Annotated in this window: 21 protein-coding genes and 1 pseudogene; 9 read left to right on the top strand and 13 right to left on the bottom strand. The window is 72.4% G+C overall.

Annotated elements, in window-relative coordinates; translation table 11 throughout:
• Nucleotides 1-57 precede the first annotated feature (57 nt).
• Both ACL02R_RS16750 and ACL02R_RS16745 read right to left on the bottom strand, forming a co-directional pair.
• Entirely contained in the window at nt 58-717 is a 660-nt protein-coding gene (locus tag ACL02R_RS16750) for a response regulator (protein ID WP_412797716.1), read from the bottom strand.
• Nucleotides 714-1,937: a sensor histidine kinase gene (locus tag ACL02R_RS16745; RefSeq protein WP_412797715.1), complete on the bottom strand. Its 1,224-nt coding sequence runs from the start codon at nt 1,935-1,937 to the stop codon at nt 714-716. The genes ACL02R_RS16750 and ACL02R_RS16745 overlap by 4 nt, the downstream gene beginning before the upstream one ends.
• 151 nt (nt 1,938-2,088) lie before the next feature.
• Between ACL02R_RS16745 and ACL02R_RS16740 the strand changes: the two genes are divergently transcribed.
• Nucleotides 2,089-2,652 (top strand): hypothetical protein, encoded by a 564-nt coding sequence (locus ACL02R_RS16740; RefSeq protein WP_412797714.1) that lies wholly within the window; start codon nt 2,089-2,091, stop codon nt 2,650-2,652.
• Here the strand turns inward: ACL02R_RS16740 and ACL02R_RS16735 are convergent.
• The 3 genes from ACL02R_RS16735 to ACL02R_RS16725 form a co-directional block, all read right to left on the bottom strand.
• Nucleotides 2,649-3,221, bottom strand: a complete 573-nt coding sequence (locus ACL02R_RS16735; RefSeq protein WP_398846707.1) for a cob(I)yrinic acid a,c-diamide adenosyltransferase — start codon at nt 3,219-3,221, stop codon at nt 2,649-2,651. The genes ACL02R_RS16740 and ACL02R_RS16735 overlap by 4 nt on opposite strands.
• A gap of 32 nt (nt 3,222-3,253) precedes the next feature.
• A complete protein-coding gene (locus ACL02R_RS16730; protein ID WP_412797713.1) occupies nt 3,254-4,009 on the bottom strand; it encodes an ABC transporter permease in 756 nt (251 codons plus the stop codon).
• Between the two features lie 74 nt (nt 4,010-4,083).
• Nucleotides 4,084-4,869 (bottom strand): ABC transporter ATP-binding protein, encoded by a 786-nt coding sequence (locus ACL02R_RS16725; protein WP_412797712.1) that lies wholly within the window; start codon nt 4,867-4,869, stop codon nt 4,084-4,086.
• Nucleotides 4,870-4,948: 79 nt separating this feature from the next.
• Here ACL02R_RS16725 and ACL02R_RS16720 point away from each other — a divergent pair, with 79 nt between their 5' ends.
• The 5 genes from ACL02R_RS16720 to ACL02R_RS16700 all read left to right on the top strand — a co-directional run bounded on the left by ACL02R_RS16720 (nt 4,949) and on the right by ACL02R_RS16700 (nt 10,083).
• Nucleotides 4,949-5,590, top strand: coding sequence for a TetR/AcrR family transcriptional regulator (locus ACL02R_RS16720; protein ID WP_412797711.1), 642 nt, complete (start codon nt 4,949-4,951; stop codon nt 5,588-5,590).
• Between the two features lie 168 nt (nt 5,591-5,758).
• Entirely contained in the window at nt 5,759-6,613 is an 855-nt protein-coding gene (locus ACL02R_RS16715) for a 3-hydroxyacyl-CoA dehydrogenase family protein (RefSeq protein WP_412797710.1), read from the top strand.
• 271 nt (nt 6,614-6,884) lie between these two features.
• A complete protein-coding gene (locus ACL02R_RS16710; RefSeq protein WP_412797709.1) occupies nt 6,885-7,178 on the top strand; it encodes an STAS domain-containing protein in 294 nt (97 codons plus the stop codon).
• Between the two features lie 116 nt (nt 7,179-7,294).
• Nucleotides 7,295-9,631, top strand: coding sequence for an ATP-binding protein (locus ACL02R_RS16705; RefSeq protein ID WP_412797708.1), 2,337 nt, complete (start codon nt 7,295-7,297; stop codon nt 9,629-9,631).
• Nucleotides 9,632-9,702: 71 nt separating this feature from the next.
• Complete coding sequence (locus ACL02R_RS16700) at nt 9,703-10,083, top strand: VOC family protein (protein WP_412797707.1); 381 nt, start codon at nt 9,703-9,705, stop codon at nt 10,081-10,083.
• Here ACL02R_RS16700 and ACL02R_RS16695 read toward each other — a convergent pair.
• The 3 genes and pseudogenes from ACL02R_RS16695 to ACL02R_RS16685 all read right to left on the bottom strand — a co-directional run bounded on the left by ACL02R_RS16695 (nt 10,058) and on the right by ACL02R_RS16685 (nt 11,717).
• Nucleotides 10,058-10,639 carry an antibiotic biosynthesis monooxygenase gene (locus ACL02R_RS16695; RefSeq protein ID WP_412797706.1) on the bottom strand — a complete coding sequence of 194 codons (582 nt, stop codon included), beginning with the start codon at nt 10,637-10,639 and terminating at the stop codon, nt 10,058-10,060. The two genes, ACL02R_RS16700 and ACL02R_RS16695, sit on opposite strands and share 26 nt — an antisense overlap.
• 39 nt (nt 10,640-10,678) lie before the next feature.
• Nucleotides 10,679-11,169, bottom strand: a pseudogene (locus ACL02R_RS16690) (deaminase).
• A gap of 62 nt (nt 11,170-11,231) precedes the next feature.
• Complete coding sequence (locus ACL02R_RS16685) at nt 11,232-11,717, bottom strand: carboxymuconolactone decarboxylase family protein (RefSeq protein ID WP_412797705.1); 486 nt, start codon at nt 11,715-11,717, stop codon at nt 11,232-11,234.
• 173 nt (nt 11,718-11,890) lie between these two features.
• On the opposite strand from ACL02R_RS16685, the gene ACL02R_RS16680 reads away from it, so the two are divergent.
• Nucleotides 11,891-12,769, top strand: coding sequence for an RNA polymerase sigma-70 factor (locus ACL02R_RS16680; RefSeq protein ID WP_412797704.1), 879 nt, complete (start codon nt 11,891-11,893; stop codon nt 12,767-12,769).
• 6 nt (nt 12,770-12,775) lie between these two features.
• On the opposite strand, the gene ACL02R_RS16675 is transcribed toward ACL02R_RS16680, so the two are convergent.
• From ACL02R_RS16675 to ACL02R_RS16655, 5 genes are all read right to left on the bottom strand, one after another.
• Nucleotides 12,776-13,024, bottom strand: a complete 249-nt coding sequence (locus ACL02R_RS16675) for a type II toxin-antitoxin system RelE family toxin (RefSeq protein WP_412797703.1) — start codon at nt 13,022-13,024, stop codon at nt 12,776-12,778.
• A complete protein-coding gene (locus ACL02R_RS16670; protein WP_412797702.1) occupies nt 13,021-13,275 on the bottom strand; it encodes a hypothetical protein in 255 nt (84 codons plus the stop codon). Before ACL02R_RS16670 ends, ACL02R_RS16675 begins: the two co-directional genes overlap by 4 nt.
• A 252-nt stretch (nt 13,276-13,527) precedes the next feature.
• On the bottom strand, nt 13,528-13,764 hold the full coding sequence (locus ACL02R_RS16665) for a DUF397 domain-containing protein (protein ID WP_412797701.1): 237 nt from the start codon (nt 13,762-13,764) through the stop codon (nt 13,528-13,530).
• Between the two features lie 131 nt (nt 13,765-13,895).
• Entirely contained in the window at nt 13,896-14,105 is a 210-nt protein-coding gene (locus ACL02R_RS16660) for a DUF397 domain-containing protein (protein WP_412797700.1), read from the bottom strand.
• A 1-nt stretch (nt 14,106) separates the two neighbouring features.
• Entirely contained in the window at nt 14,107-14,949 is an 843-nt protein-coding gene (locus ACL02R_RS16655) for a helix-turn-helix domain-containing protein (RefSeq protein WP_398846677.1), read from the bottom strand.
• 182 nt (nt 14,950-15,131) lie between these two features.
• Between ACL02R_RS16655 and ACL02R_RS16650 the strand changes: the two genes are divergently transcribed.
• On the top strand, nt 15,132-15,320 hold the full coding sequence (locus ACL02R_RS16650) for a hypothetical protein (RefSeq protein WP_412797699.1): 189 nt from the start codon (nt 15,132-15,134) through the stop codon (nt 15,318-15,320).
• Nucleotides 15,317-15,484: a hypothetical protein gene (locus ACL02R_RS16645; protein ID WP_412797698.1), complete on the top strand. Its 168-nt coding sequence runs from the start codon at nt 15,317-15,319 to the stop codon at nt 15,482-15,484. The genes ACL02R_RS16650 and ACL02R_RS16645 overlap by 4 nt, the downstream gene beginning before the upstream one ends.
• Nucleotides 15,485-15,532 lie beyond the last annotated feature (48 nt).

The raw sequence follows: 15,532 nt of genomic DNA, 5'->3' as shown, positions 1-15,532 counted from the left end.
GTCTGGGGACGCCGGGGTCGCTCGGCGCGTGGTGCTGGGCCGTCCGGGGACGCCGCGTCAGAAGGTTTCCGGGGTGATGCCCGACTCCTGTGCCAGCACGGCCGCCTGGACGCGGCTGCGCAGGTCGAGCTTGGCCAGGAGGCGGCTGACGTGGGTCTTCACGGTGGCCTCGGCGGCGCCGATGCGGCGGGCGATCTGCCCGTTGGACAGGCCCGCGCCGATGTGGGCGAGCACCTCGCGTTCCCGCGGGGTCAGCGCGGACAGCCGCGCGGCGGCGGGGGAGGGCGTACGGGGGGCGGTGCGGGCGAACTCGGCGATCAGCCGCCGGGTGACGGCGGGCGCGATCGTGCCCTCGCCCGCCGCGACGGTGCGGACGGCGGCGACGAGGGTGTCCGCGTCGCTGTCCTTCAGCAGGAAGCCCCCGGCGCCCGCGCGCAGGGCGCCGAAGACGTACGCGTCGAAGTCGAACGTCGTCAGCACCAGGACCTCGGCCAGTTGCTCGCGGGTGACGGCGGCGGTCGCGGAGACGCCGTCGAGGCGCGGCATCCGGACGTCCATGAGGACCAGGTCGGGGCGCAGGGCGCGGGCGAGGCGCACGGCTTCCTCGCCGTCGGCGGCCTCGCCGACGACCTCGATGCCGGGGGCGGAGCCCAGGATGAGGACGATGCCCTGGCGTACGGCGGCCTGGTCGTCGGCGACGAGCACGCGGAGGGTCATGGGCGGGCGGTCCTCTCCGGCTGGTGCTGGTGCTGGTGCTGGTGCTGGGACGGGAGGGGAGGTTCGAGGGGCAGCGCGGCGCGTACGTGCCACACGCCGCCGTGGGGCCCGGCCGTCAGGTCGCCGCCGAGCAGCGCGGCCCGTTCCCGCATCCCGGTGAGGCCGCTGCCGGTGCCGGGGACGGCGGGGGCGGGCCGTTGGCTGTGCGGGCTGGTGACGGCGATGTGCAGCGTGTCGTCGCGCAGGTCGAGGTGGACGGCGGCGGGGCCGGGGGCGCCGTGCTTCACGGCGTTGGCGAGGGACTCCTGCACGATGCGGTACGCGGCCAGCTCGACGGGGGCGGGCAGCGGGGTGCCGGTGCGGCGGTCGTCGGCGGTGAAGCGCAGGCCGCGGGCGGCGCCGGCCTCGTCCGCCTGTGTGACGAGGGCGCCGAGGCCGTCGAGGCTGGGCGTGGGCGCCGGGGTCTCCGGGCTGCCGTCGCGCAGGAGGCCGATGAGGCGGCGCATCTCGGTGAGGCCCTGCGTGGAGTTCTCGCGGATGACGCGCAGGGCGCGCCGGGTGGTGTCCGGTTCGCGCAGGGAGAGGGCGGCCGTGGAGTGGAGGGCGATGGCGGAGAGGTGGTTGGCGACGACGTCGTGCAGTTCACGTGCCACGCGGGAGCGTTCGGCGGTGACGGCCTGGGCGCGGTCGATCTCGGCGAGCAGCCGCGTCTGCTCGGCGCGGAGCCGTTCGGCCGCGGCGGCGTCGCGGTGGGCGCGGGTGATGAGGCCGGTGAACGCGGAGCCGACCGTGAGCAGGCCGATCATCGCGCCGAGCAGCAGCGCCTGGGCGTCGCGCAGCAGGGCGAGGAGCAGTGCGGTGCTGCCGATGCTGACGGCGATGAACGCCGGGGGGACGACGCGGGCGACGCGCGGCGGCCCGTACATCACCGCCGCGTAGCAGAGGTCGGTGAACATGGCGACGGTCACCAGCAGGGAGCCGGTCGCCTGGTCGGCGGCGAACGCGGCGCAGGCCAGCAGCAGGGCGCCGGGCTGCCAGACGCGGCGCAGGAGTTCAGCGGTGCACATGGCGGCGAGGGGGAGGAGCGCCCAGTCGCCGCGGTCCTGTGCGAGGGCGGGGCTGGAGTAGAGGCCGAGGGACCACATGACGAGACCGGCGGCCATGCCGGTGGCGGCTATGAGCGCGTCGGTGCGGTGGGGGCGGCGCGGTGGTCCCGGCATGGTGTTCATCTCAGCATGGCGTGGCGGGCGTGCGGCCGGGAGTACATCGAAAGGTGTAGTGGGAATCGTCACCGGCGACGAGGGGGGCGGGTGGCGTGGCGGGGAGGGTGGACGGGACGGGGGAGTCCTGGTTGTGGAAGGGCGGGGGCCGATGGGGTTCGGGCTGATCGTGGCGGCGGAGGTCGCGTTCTGGGTCGTGCTCGGCGGCGGTCTGGTGGCGCGGTACGTGCTGCGTATGCGGCGGCTGGGCAAGGTGCTGCTGCTGTGCGTGCCGCTGGTGGACGCGGCGCTGCTGGCGGTGACGGTCGTCGATCTGCGGTCGGGCGGCGAGGCGTCATGGGCGCACGGCCTGGCCGCGCTGTACCTCGGCTTCACCGTGGCGTACGGGCACTACCTGGTCCGCTGGGCGGACGGGCACGCCGCGCACCGCCTCGGGGGCGGTCCGCGCCCGCCGAAGCCGCCGAGGTACGGGGCGGGGCGGGCGCGGCACGAGTGGCGCGTCTGGGCGATGACGCTGGTGGGCGGGCTGGTCGCGGCGGGCGTGCTCCAGCTGATGTTGTGGCTGGTCGGGGATGTGGACGGGCGGGAGCGTCTGGAGGCGTCCCGGGTGACCGCGCTGCGGGTGGTGGTGCTTCACGGGATCGTCGCGGCCACGTACTCGATCTGGCCCAAGCGCCCGCCGGAGCGCGCGGCGGAGAACCGGGGGCCCGCCTAGCGGTTCTCGCCGGGGACCCACAGGATGTCGCCGGTCTCCTTGTTGGCGACGCGGGCGAGGATGAACAGCAGGTCGGACAGGCGGTTGAGGTAGGTGGCGGTGAGCGGGTTCATCGTCTCGCCGTGTTCGCCGAGCGCGGCCCAGGTGGAGCGTTCGGCGCGGCGGACGACGGTGCACGCCTGGTGCAGGAGCGCGGCGGCGGGGGTGCCGCCGGGGAGGATGAAGCTGCGGAGCGGTTCGAGTTCCGACAGGAACCGGTCGCAGTCGGCTTCGAGGCGGTCGATGTACGTCTGGGTGACGCGCAGTGGCGGCGTGGCCGGGTCCTCGGTGACGGGGGTGGAGAGGTCGGCGCCCACGTCGAACAGGTCGTTCTGCACCCGGACGAGGACGGTGCGGACGTCCTCGGACGGGTCGCCGAGGGCGAGCGCCGTGCCGATGGCGGCGTTCGCCTCGTTCGCGTCGGCGTAGGCGGCGATGCGGGTGTCGGTCTTCGCGGTGCGGCTGAAGTCGCCGAGGGCCGTGGTGCCGGTGTCTCCGGTGCGGGTGTAGATCCGCGTCAGGTTGACCATGGTCCGAGGGTAGAGGGCCCGGGGAGCGGCGGTCAGGAGTCGGTCTTGCCGAACAGCCGCAGACCGGCCGTCATGCAGACGGCGGCGAGCAGGACCGAGGCCAGCGTGCCCTGGAGGAGGGCCGCGTCGCCGTAGTGCCCGACGAACGCCGCGCGGATGCCGTCGACGACGTAGCGGAACGGCACGAAGTGGGAGATGGCGTCGAGCCAGCCCGGCGCGAGGGACATCGGCAGCAGGATGCCGGACAGCAGCATCGCGGGCATGTTGAGGGAGTTGACGACGGGGGCGAACTCCTGTGCCGTGTGGACGCGCATGGCGAACGCGTGCGACAGCGAGGCCAGGGAGGCGCCCAGCAGGGCGACGAAGACGAAGGCGATCAGGACGCCCGCGAGGGGTGCGCGCAGCCCGAAGGCGGTGCCGAGGAGGACGATCAGCAGCGACTGGACCAGGAGCTGGACGACGTCCCGCAGTACCCGTCCGAGCAGCAGCGCCGACCTGCGGACGGGCGTCACCCGCATCCGCTCGATGATGCCGAGCTGCTTCTCGATGATGACGCCGATGCCCGCGAACGCGGCGCTGAACAGGCCGAGCTGCACGAGCAGTCCCGGGACGAGGGTCTGCCAGGAGTCCCCGGCGCCGCCGAGGGGGACGTCGCGCAGCAGGGGGCCGAAGAAGACGAGGAAGAGCAGCGGCTGGGTGACGCCGAAGATCACGCTGATGCGGGAGCGCAGGGTCTGGCGGAGGTAGCGTCCGAAGACGATGCCGATCTCGGTGAACGGGCTGGGCACGGGGGCACGTCCTTCTGCGGGGGCGGTCGGGGCGGTCGGTGCTGTCGGTGCTGGCACGGCGGTCGGGGCGGGGCTCACAGCGCGAGGGGCGCGGCGTCGGGCGTACGGGGGCCGCGTCCTGTGATGGCGAGGAACGTGTCCTGGAGGCTCGCCCCGGCGGAGCCGCCGTAGCGTGTCTTGAGGTCGGCGGGCGTCCCCTCGGCGACGACGAGGCCGCCGTCCACGACGACCAGCCGGTCCGACAGGGCGTCGGCCTCGTCCAGGTAGTGCGTGGTGAGGAAGACGGTGGTGTCCTGCTCGTCGCGCACGCGGCGGATGAGGTCCCACAGGCTCGCGCGGCTGCCCGGGTCGAGCCCGGTGGTCGGCTCGTCGAGGAACAGGACGGCGGGCCGGTGTGTCAGGGCGAGCGCGATGTCCAGGCGGCGCCGCTGGCCGCCCGACAGTTCGGAACCTTTGCGGTCCAGCAGGTCGGAGAGGTCGAGTTCGCCGGCCAGTGTCGCGGCGCGCCGGGCGGCCTCCGCCCTGTCGAGGCCGTACATGCGGCCCTGGAAGACGAGTTCGGCGCCGACCGTCTCGTCGGGCGCGACGCCGCTCTGCTGCGCGACGTACCCGATGCGCCGCCGCACGGCGACGGGCTCGCGCGCCAGGTCGTGCCCCGCGATGGAGGCGGTGCCCCGGGTGGGCGGCAGCAGGGTGGTGAGCATCCGCAGGGTCGTGCTCTTGCCCGCGCCGTTGGGGCCGAGGAAGCCGAGGATCTCGCCGCGCTCCACGGTCATGTCGATGCCGCGGACCGCCTCGACGGTGCCGCGCTTGGTGGTGAACGTCCGGGTGAGCCCGTCGGTGCTGAGGATCGTCTCCATGGTCCCAGAGAAAAGCAGAGTCACTCTAATTTTGCAACGTGTCTATTTTTTTGCCCTCGGAGAGGGTAGAATGGCCTCCGTGGCCGGGCTGAGGGAGCGCAAGAAGGAGCAGACGCGGCGGCACCTGTCGGATGTCGCCACCGGACTGTTCCTCGAACGGGGTTTCGATATCGTCACGGTCGCGGAGATCGCCGAGGCGGCCGAGGTCTCCGTCAACACCGTCTACAACTACTTCCCCGCCAAGGAGAACCTCTTCCTCGACCGCGAGGACGAGCAGGTCGAACGCCCTTCCCGCCGCGTCCGGGAGCGCGCCCCCGGCGAGTCGGCCGCCGAGGCGGTCCTGCGCGCCGTGCGCCGCGACGTCGAGGAGCGCCGGCCCTGGGTCGGCCTGACCGAGGGCTACGACCGCTTCATGCGCGTCCTCTTCGGCTCGCCCACCCTGATGGCCTACCTCCAGCGCATGCAGTACCGCACGTGCGACCGGCTCGCCGAGACGCTGCGCGAGGAGACGGCCGCCGCCCCCGGCGACCCGATGCCCGACCTGGTCGCCGGGCTCATGCTGTGGCTGACGAACAGCGTCTACCGCATCGCGGGCGCCGACGCGCTCGCCGGCGTCCCGGTGGACGAGACCGCCGCCCGGATGCTGGCCATGCTCGACGACGCCGAACGCCTCCTCGGCGCGCCCGCGTGGGACTACGCCCGCAGGCCCGCCGCGTCCTGATCACCACGCCTCCCACGCCAACATCTCGTGTGATAAGCACAGTTGACGGTGTTTCTGAAGTGACGACCCACGGGTGACGCGTGTCTCTTTCGTCTCCCGCGGCACGCGGTGGCCGCTAAGGTCGTGCCTCCCGAGCCCGTCGTTCCGTCCGGATCAAGGGAGATCTACGTGACCAGGAAGCTCGCCGTCGTCGGCGCAGGACTCATGGGGTCCGGCATCGCCCAGGTCGCCGCCCAGGCGGGATGGGAGGTGACGCTCCTGGACACCACCGAGGCCGCCCTCGCGCGCGGCCTCGCCGCCGCCGAGGCGTCGTGGGCGAAGTTCGTCGCCAAGGGCAGGCTCGGCCAGGACGAGGCCGACGCGGCCCGCGCCCGCGTCACCACGGCCACCGACCTCGACGCCGCCGCAGGGGCGGACATCGTGGTCGAGGCGGTCTTCGAGCAGGTCGAGGTCAAGCAGGCGATCTTCCGCACGCTCGACGGGCTCGTCGGCGACGGGACCGTGCTCGCCTCCAACACGTCCGCGATCCCCATCACCAAGCTCGCCGCCGTCACCCGCAGGCCCGAACGCGTCGTCGGCACCCACTTCTTCTCGCCCGTCCCGATGATGGAGCTGTGCGAACTCGTCCGCGGCCTGCGCACCAGCGACGAGACCCTCGCCGCCGCACGCGCCTTCGCCGAGTCGTGCGGCAAGACCTGCGTCGTGGTCGAACGCGATGTGGCGGGCTTCGTCACGACCCGGCTGATCACCGCGCTGGTCGTGGAGGCCGTCGCGCTGTACGAGTCGGGCGTCGCCACCGCCGAGGACATCGACCTCGCCTGCCGCCTCGGCTTCGGCCACGCCATGGGCCCCCTCGCCACCGCCGACCTCACCGGCGTCGACGTCCTGCTGCACGCGGCCGACAACATCCACGCCGAGTCGCGCGACCCGAAGTTCGCCGTGCCGGAGCTGATGCGCCGCATGGTCGACGCGGGCGACCTCGGCCGCAAGACGGGCCGCGGCTTCCACACGCACGGGCAGTGACCTCACTCCCCGGCCGCCCCGGCCGCGCCGGTCACCCCGGGGAGTGAATTCGATATCGGTTTCAGGACGGTCCACGGCCCGCGGGTCCCGAGTGACCGTCCCGTGTACCACCCTTGGTCGTCCGCGGACGACCCCGGCGCCGCCACGGCCGTGGGGGAGTGCGTCCAGCCGCGCACCCGCCGCACCCACGGCCCGCACGCCGCCGCACCCAGCGCACGACAGCGCAGCACCACACCAGCACGAAGTGAGCCGCACGAATCGGGGGAACCGGATGCACATCTCAGGCGACCACGCGGAACTGGTCGTCGGCGGGCGCCTGGACGTACGGAACGCGGCCGACGCCCGGCTCGCGCTGCACCGCGCCGTGGACGGCGGCGCCGGTGACCTCGTCCTCGACCTGCGGCAGCTCGACTCCTGCGACGCCACCGGCCTCGGCGTCATCATGGGCGCGCACCGCCGCGCCGGACGCTGCGGACGCCGCCTGGTGTTGCGCGACGTGCCGCCACACGTGCGGCGCGTGCTCGTCGCGACCCGGCTGCACCGCGTCCTCACCATCGCGTCCTGATCGGCGCGCGATCCTCACGGAATCGGCGGCACCGGCCGCCGTCCCACAGGCACACACCGGTAGCGTGGGCACCGGCCGCAACTCCTCCGCATCGCGTTCGAGAGACGAAGAGCAGCATGGACCTCAACTCCCCAGCCCCGAACGGTGAGCCACCCCGTGAGCCGGGGCGCGTCGTCGAACTCGTCGCGGGCGACTTCCTGCTCACCGTCAACCCGGTGGACGGCGGCGAGATCGTCTCCTGCCCGCCGGGCCGCCGCCCGATAACCCCGCGCCGCGCCCCGGGCACGCTCCCGGCCCCCGCGGCGCCACCCCAGGGCGCCCCCCTGCTGGAGCGCGACGAGATACGCCACCGCCTCTACCGCCTGCTGGCACGCGGCCGTTCGGTCCGGCTGACCGGCCCCTCGGGCTCCGGACGCACCGCGCTCCTCGCCGCCGTCGCCCGCGACGCCGCCGAACTGGCCCCGTACGGCGTGATCTGGCTGAACGGCCACCGCCGCACCGCCGACGACATCCTCCAGGACCTCTACGCCGCCGTGCACACCACCAGCGGCTACCGCCCCGGGCGCACCGAACTCGCCGCCGCCCTCCGCGAAGTCGGCGCGGTCGTCGTCCTGGACGACACCGAGTTCGGCGACACCGCGCTCGACGAGGTGCTCGCCGCCACCCCCGAGTGCGCGTTCCTCCTCTCCGCCGGGCCCGACGCCCCGGCCGCCGCGCCCGCGTCCCGCCTCCAGGAGATCGAACTCCCCGGGCTCACGCACACCGCCGCCCTCGAACTCCTCGAACTCGCCGTCGCCCGTCCCCTGGACGACACCGAACGCGCCTGGGCCGCCGACCTGTGCGCCGCCGTGGACGGCCTCCCGCTGCGCCTCACCGAGGCCGGCGCCCTGCTGCGCCTGCGGGCCGAGGACGCGCCGCTGCCCGAGCCCGCCCGCCTCACCGCCGCGCTCGCCTCCACCCTTTCCCAGCCCGCACGCGAACTGCTGCGCCTCGCCGTCGCGTTGGGCGGTGAGCTGCCCGGCCGCGACCACCTCGCCGCCCTCTCGGGCGACACCTCCGCCGCCACCGCGCGCACCGAACTGCTCGACGCCGGGCTGCTCGCCCCCTCCGGCGGCGGCCACCGCCTCCCGGAGGCCGTCCTCGCCGACCTGACCGCCGCCGGGTACGCCGACACGACGGGCGCGCGGGCGCACGGCGCCGCCGTCCACTACACGTGGTGGCTCGGCAGGCGCGAGACGACGGCGGACGCCGTCGCGGCCGAGGCGGACGCCCTCCTCGCGACCGTCGCCGCCACCCAGCGCGCCGGGCACGCCGCGGCCGTCACCGCACTGGCCCGCGCGGCGGCGCCCCCGCTGGCCGCCGCGCTGCTGTGGAGCGCGTGGGAACGGGTCCTGCGCAGCGGCCAGGAGTCCGCGCGGGTCGCGGGCGAGGTCGCCCAGCAGGCCTACTTCCACCACGAGTTGGGCGTCCTGGCGATCTGCCGGGGCAAGCTGGACCGCGCCCGGGTGGAGCTGGAGGCGTCCACCGCGCTGCGCGGCGTCCTGGCCGACGCGGGCGGCGCCGTCGCGGGCCGGCGGGCGCTCACGCTCGTGGAGGACCTGAGCCGCCCGGCGCTGCCGCAGGCGCCCGCGCACACCCCGCCGATGGGCCTGCCGGCCAGGCGGAACGAGACGCCCGCCCTGCCGCCCGCCGATCCGGTGGCGCGCGCCGTGGCCGCGTTCGACCAGGCGGAGGAGGAGGCGGAGACGCAGGTCATCCACCGCGTCCCGGAGCCGGAGCAGCCGGTGGTCGTCGGCCGCCCGCGCCGCGGCCTGCCGCGCCCGGCGAAGCGGAACGTGGCGGTGGCCGGGGCGGGCGCGCTGCTGGTCGCCGTCCTGGGGACGGTCGTCGCGTTCGGCCTGACGTCCGGTCCGGGCGACGACGATCCGGAGAACGCCACGCCGCCGGACCCCTCGGCCACCGGGAACGACACCCCGCTCGGCGGGGACGATGACGACGACACCCCGACCCGCCGCCCGGCCACGCGTGACCCGGAGCCGGACGAGAGCGAGTCGCCGTCCGAGACACCGAGCGAGTCGCCCTCGGCGACTCCCTCCGACCCCCCGACCACCGCGAACCCGACGTACGACCCGCCCGCCCCCTCCACCGGCGGTTCCTCGGACGGCGGTGGCTCGTCCGGCGGTGGCTCGGCCGGCCATAGCGGTGGTGGCGGCTCGCCCGGCGGAGGCGGAGACGGAGACGGGGATGAGGACAGCGGTACGTCGGACGGGCCGACCGAGACGGGCGGGCCCACGGACAATCCCACCGACCCCACGGACGGGCCCACCGAGCCGGACGACCCGTCGACCCCGCCCACGGACGGGCCTTCCGAGCCGGGTGAACCGCCCACCGACCCTTCTGGCAACACCAGTGCCGACGCGTCCCCCACAGGCGAGGGCACGCCGACGCTCTAGCCGGAGGGTTCCCACCCGCGTCCGGTACGGTCGCGGGGTCGTTCCCCCATGTTGAGAGAGAGCTGCCGCCCATGGCCTGTCGGATCAGTGAACTGGTGCTCGGATGCCGCGATCCCGAGCTGCTGGCGCGGTTCTGGTGCGAGGTCCTGGACTTCGTCGTGCTCGACCGCGAGGACGACGGCACGCTGGAGATCGGGCCGCGCGAGGGCTTCGGCGGCCCGCAGCCGACGATCATCCTCAGCTACAGGGACGAGCCGGAGCCGGGCAAGTCCCGGCTGCACATCGACGTCAACGCCACCGACCGCGACCAGGACGCCGAGCTGGAACGCCTCCTCGCCCTCGGAGCCCGCCCGGCCGACATCGGCCAGACGGGCGAGGAGCGGTGGCACGTGCTGATGGACCCGGAGGGCAACGAGTTCTGCCTGCTCAGGAAGCGTCTCGCCCCGCTCTGACGGGCTGATCGACCAGCGAGCGGTACAGCGCGTACCGCTCGCCGGGCGGAGCCTGTCCGGCGGTGGCCCACTCCGTGATCACGAGGGCGCGTTCACCGTCCGGCGTGACGTGGACGTGTGCCGCGAGCAGCCCCGGGACCGGCGCCGCCAGGCGCTCCGCCTCGGCCGCCGCCGTCCTCGTCAGCACGAGGGTGGCGGCCGGGGACGCCGCGTCGTGGACGACGCTCCGGCGCAGGCGCGTCCGGGCGAGCCCGGGGCGTTCGATGCCCGGCACCAGCGTGTCCACGCGGCTGACCACTTCGCCGCGCCGGGCGCGCGCCCACGCCAGGTGCGCGTCGTCGCCGGTCCACTGCGCGTGGAACAGCAGCCTGTCGCCCTCTGCGGAGAGGAAGACGTGCTGCGCGAGACGCCCCGGGGGCGCCTCGGCCGCAGCCCACTCGTCGGCCACGGCATCGGCGGCCGTGCGCGAACGGTCGGGCGTGCCGGTGAGCCATTCGCTGATCAGCGCGGTACCGGCGGCGGGGTGGACGAGTGCGAGGAAACGTGTCATGGTCACCGACTCTCCTATCTCAAGGGTGGTTGAGGTCAACCCGCGTCAGAACAGGTGACGCGGCACACCGCTCGGGCTCGGCACCACGTCCGGATGGTCACGGTCGAGGAGTGCGGCGGGCGATACCCCCAGCCGTGGGCCGGCGGTGAGCCTCACCGGCGAGACCGCGACGTGCGGGATGCCCACGGGACCGGCTTCGAGGAACCTCCCGGATGGTCGTGACCCCGCCGCCGAGCCGCACGTCCCCCCCGCGCCCGGACAGCGTGAATGCCGGGCGCGGGTGGTGCGTCAGCACGAACACCGGCGTGCGGAACGGCGGTTCGCCGCCCCACCGGCCCTGCCCGTCGTGGTCCTGCCACGGGCCGCGCTGGGGCCGGGACTTGTTGCGGCCCATGATCCCGGCACCGATGTGGCGGCCGTAGCCGCGTGTGAGGTGGTCGTCCAGGCCACGACTGCCGCTCCGGCGTCTGGTCCGCACCGGCGGCGATGCCGTCGCCGGAGACGTTGAAGTTCCGGACCCTCACCAGCTGACTCACGCGTCCCCCCAGGTCGCGGACAGGGAGACTGCCGGGCCGCGGAAAACTCCTCGCCGCCGCCGTCAGCCCATGACAGTGGCGAGGTTGCCGGCCTCGTACGCGCCGCCCTCGTTGCCGAGGATCACGCCGAAGCGGTTGGCGGCGTTGATCATCGCGACCAGGGAGACGAGGGCGACGGTCTGGTCCTCGTCGTAGTGCTCGCGCACCTCGGCCCACGTCTCGTCGGAGACGCCGGGGTACGCGTCGGTGATCCGGGTGCCCTCCTCGGTGAGCGCGAGGGCGGCGCGTTCGGCGTCGGTGAAGACGGCGGCGTGCCGCCAGGTGGCGACCAGGTTGAGCCGCGCCCAGTCCTCCCCGGCCGCCGCCGCGTCCTTGCCGTGGATGTCGGCGCAGAAGCCGCAGCCGTTGAGCTGGCTGGCGCGCAGCTGCACCAGTTCCTGCGTCCGCTTGGGCAGTGGCGATTCGACGATGACCTGGCTGACGGCGTAGAACCGCTTGCCGATCTTCGCGCCGGTCTCGTTGGCGAACAGGTTCATGCGGGGGCTCATGGCGGTGTCCTCTTCCTCGATCGTGCTCTGTCGGCCATGGGACGCCGCCCGCCCGGCCGTTGTGACAGCCCGGCCGCTGTGACGCACGCCACCTCGCGGCGCTGTCACAGCGCCGCACCGGGCGGCGTCCTGTGCGCGTGACACCATCACCGCAGAACAGGCAGGAGCCGGCCATGACGGAGCCCATCGACACCGCCACGGGGGCGTTCATCGCCCACCGCAACCTGCTCTTCACCATCGCCTACGAGATGCTCGGCTCGGCGGCCGACGCGGAGGACGTCCTCCAGGAGACGTGGCTGCGCTGGGCGGACGTGAACCTGGGCGAGGTGCAGCATCCGCGTGCGTACCTGGTCCGCATGGTGACCCGGCAGGCGCTGACGCGGCTGCGGACGCTCAGCCGCCGCCGGGAGTCGTACGTGGGGCCGTGGCTGCCGGAGCCGCTGCTGACGGCGCCGGACGTGGCGGAGGACGTGGAGCTGGCGGAGAGCGTGTCGACGGCGATGCTGCTGGTGCTGGAGACGCTGGCGCCGACCGAGCGGGCCGTGTTCGTGCTGCGGGAGGTGTTCGACGTCGGGTACGAGGAGATCGCGGCGGCGGTCGGCAAGACCCCGGCCGCCGTGCGGCAGATCGCGCACCGGGCACGGGCGCACGTGGCGGCGCGACGCCCGCGCGGAACGGTCACGGCGGCGGAGACACGGGACGTGCTCGCGGCGTTCCGCCGGGCGGTGGAGACGGGCGACCTCAAGGGCCTGCTGGACCTCATCGCGCCGGACGTGGTGCTGCTGACGGACGGCGGCGGAGCGGTTCGGGCGGCGCTGACCCCGGTCATCGGCGCGGCCGAGGTGGCCGCCGTTCTCTCCCGGCTCACCACCACGACACGCCTGCGCCCCCTACAGATCAACGGCCACCCGGCACTGGCACTCGGCACGGACGCCGAACCGGACACGATCCTGACGCTGCACGTGACCAACGGCCGGATCACCAGCCTCTACGCGGTCCGCAACCCGTCAAAGCTCTCGCACACGACACACCCGACCCCCTTGACCCGCTGATTGCACTCAGTCCGTATGGATGATGCGGACGACGGAGATGGTGAGGATGCCGTTGCTGACCCAATAGACGGTGACGGTTCCTGCCAATGACGCTTCGCGGCGGTCGCGGACGCCGCCAAGAGCATGCCCGTGGGCGTACGGATCGGCGGCTACATGTGCCATGGCCGCGTCGAACTTCCGCCGCCGGACGGGACTCATCTTGGCGAGTGCGTCGAGTGCCTGATCGGCGTACTGAACTCGGTAGCGTCGGCTCACCGGTCAAGATCCTCTTCCGCTGTGAAGCCGGAGAAGTCCCCTGCTTCCAACTGCGCGAAGAGGCTCTCGTCCTTGGCTCGGAGGTCGGGTCGGGTCTCGATCGCCCAGTGCCCCACCAGTCCGAACAACTCCTCCGCAGGCGCCTCGCTGACAGCACGGTCGAATTCGCCCCTCCGCTCGGGCGGCAGGGCCGCACGCACATCTTTGATGGTGCGCGGCAGGGCGACGGCCTCCCCGTCGAGGTAGGTCATGAACACTGGTCCACTGTCCGGCTCGTGTCTTTCCACATCGCAACCGTAGGACCTGCAACGCGCCTCATCTCCGCACGAACGTCTTCACTCCCTCTAAGGGGTGAGCGGTAGCTGCTTACTGGTCAAGGGACTTCAGAGGTGCCTACCGATCGTTGCGGCTTCTTATCGGACCAGGCTGAACGCATGCCAAGAGGGCAACACGCGGCCCACCTCCCAACGGCGACCCCCGCACCACAGAGGTCCAGCTTGCTCTCAGCCCGTCAGTACTCCACTGCGGATCGCCGAAATCAGCTGGGTGACCTGCTGGCGGTTGAGCAGCAGCGCCGCTCCCGTGGGCCGCTTGCTGTCGCGGACGGCGACCATCGAGCGGTTGAGGACGCCGAACTCCACACAGTCGGACTGCGCACCCGACGCCGACGACTTCCACCATGTCACCGGCAGAGCCGAAGAGTCCGTGACACCGGGGCTCGTCCATCGCGTGTTCTGCATGTCGTGCCTCTCCCTCGTGCATCAATCAGGGCTGAGGAAGCATGCTCACCGGGCTGCCCGTCACAAACCACAGCCCCCGCATCAGCCTGTGAGCTGGTGCGGGGGCGAGGCGGAGCGGGCGGTGTCGTCGGTCAGAGGCCGTGGTTGACTCCGGTGACAAAGGCCTTCCAAGCCGAAGCGTTGAAGAAGAGAACACCTCTGTCACGGTCCTTGGTGTCCCGTACTCCTTGCCACCCCTCAGCGAGCCGTGCCCGTTCGACGCAACCACTCCCGTTGTCGCTGTAGGTGCTCGTGTGCCAGACAGCACCGTCGAGTGCGGGGGAGTGGTGCTGGGGTGTCATGTCAGTCGTCCTTGGCAAGGTCTTCGATGTATCTCAGCGACGCAGCAGGAGGGAGTGCGGCTGCCGTCAGTTCGTCCCAGGCCGTGAGGTATTTCGTGACCTCATACTGCTGCTCCAGCATCGTAGCGCCGGTGAGGTGCTCCAACCAGACGACGCTCGTCGGCATCTCCCCTCGCAGGCCGAAGACGGTGAACGGTGGCAACTGATCGATGGGCCACTCGGCGTCCAACGGCATTATCTGCAAGGTCACATTGGGCCTGCTGGACAGCTCGGCAAGGTATGCCAGTTGAGAGCGTACGACGGACTTGTCACCGGGAATCCGATGCAAAGCCGGCGCATCGATGACCGCACGGAACGTGAACTTGCGATCGTCCAGTAGCGCCTTGCGCTTCATGCGGGCCTCGACCAGCGCATCCGCTTGGCGAGGGAGGGCTGTACCGATGATGGCCCGCGCGTAGTCCTCCGTCTGTACCAGCCCAGGCAGCACGATCGACTCATAGGTTCGGACGAGATCGGAGTCCGATTCGAGCGTCAGGTAGTCCTTGAGCGTGTCGCGGAGCATCGGGCCTGCGGCTGACCACCAGTCAACCTTGTGGATCTCCTTGGCCAGCCGTTTCAGGTCCGCGCGCAAGCCGTCGTCTTCGACGCCGTAGAGGTTCAGGAGTGTCGTCAGGTCGAGTTGCCTGATGCCGCGCCTGCCGGTTTCGATCTGCGAAATCTTCGGGTGGCCGCACTCCAGCGCTTCTGCGGCGTCCGTGATCGTGAGGTCCGCGGCCAGGCGGAGTCGGCGAAGTTCCCCACCGAGGCGACGACTTCGGATGGTCGGCATGTCCTGTTGGGCCATGGCCACATAATGTCGCGCCCGCCTCAAGTCGAACAGCCATGGTGAGACAGGATCACCCTTTGGAAGTACGAGCAGGACGAACACTTGCCTAATGCCGAGCTGCCTTCCATCATCGTTCAGTAACTCCAGGCGTCCGGTCGTGCACTGGGCGTCTTTGATGCTGAACAGGCAGGTGGATTGCGATGACCATCCCTGACCCTGTGGCTTCTTCGCAGAGCGACGACGATTCCCCTCAGGCGTCCGCCGCCGTCTCCGGCGAGCCGACAGAAACCACGCGGCGCCCCACGACCGCTGAACTGGCTGCCGAGTACGCCGTGTTGAACGCGGCGATCGAGGCACACCTGCGCTCCTTGAAGGAGCACCGGCGGTGAAGCGGCTCGTCGGGCTGCTCGCCCGTACGCCGTTGGTCGGCCTGGTGTTCAGGGCGCCGGGGCGGCATCGGGCGGTTGCCCGCAGCGTTGTGCCCGGTGCTCACCCGCCGCGTGCCGTACGGGTCGCCGCGTTCGACCCGCCCTGTCTGTGCGTCCGCCGCTGAACGCACACCCCTCCGCGTCGGCCGCCGGTCGGCGCGGAGGCCCCGCCC

The organism is Streptomyces sp. MS19 (assembly GCF_047200595.1).
Classification (GTDB): Bacteria; Actinomycetota; Actinomycetes; order Streptomycetales; family Streptomycetaceae; genus Streptomyces.
This window is presented reverse-complemented; position numbering and strand designations above follow the sequence as displayed.